This window comes from Rosenbergiella sp. YN46, assembly GCF_036620675.1.
GTDB lineage: Bacteria > Pseudomonadota > Gammaproteobacteria > Enterobacterales > Enterobacteriaceae > Jejubacter.
The window spans coordinates 1-536 of record NZ_JAZHEE010000160.1 but is presented as its reverse complement, the minus strand read 5'-3'; the positions used below and the strand labels follow the sequence as shown (position 1 = coordinate 536).

Genomic DNA, 536 nt, shown 5'->3' with positions numbered 1-536 from the left:
ATCATACAATACTGGCAAGGAGTGACCCAGACACAAAAAGACATTTCCTTTCAATACAAAATCCTTGCTGTAAATCAAAACACTGGAATTGCACACTTTGCAGCATCATTTTTGCGTAACCAAAATATACAGATCAAGCTTGATGGAATTTTTTTGGTAAAGCTAAATTCACAAAACAAGTGCACAAGGTTTGAGGAGTGGTGGCAAAGCCAAAAAAACTAGAGAAAAATTAATTTTATTTACATTAGATACGAACTGTAAATTCAAAATACTTATCTCACCAACACTAAATGATTACATTGAATAGTTATCCTCTTGCTCTCCTTCCGATATTTCTCCTACTAAATAATGCAGTATTTGCTGTAGTCTATGATGATACCACCATACAAAATGCACAGCTTGTTTCCCAAGATGAAGGCAAGGTAACTGTAGCTCAACAAGTAATGATAATGGCTGACCTCTCAAATGGTCAAGACCGAGATCAAAAATTTGCTTACATTATCCAAATTCGAGATGAAAATAGCGTGGTGATATCA

At 34.9% G+C, this 536-nt stretch carries 2 protein-coding genes; both read left to right on the top strand.

The window, feature by feature from the left end; all coding sequences use genetic code 11:
• The coding region (locus tag V3W49_RS23035; protein WP_500148308.1) for a hypothetical protein at window positions 1-222 on the top strand (222 nt) is incomplete at its 5' end.
• 68 nt (window positions 223-290) lie between these two features.
• Window positions 291-536: hypothetical protein (locus V3W49_RS23030; RefSeq protein WP_500148307.1), on the top strand; the 246-nt coding region annotated here is incomplete at its 3' end.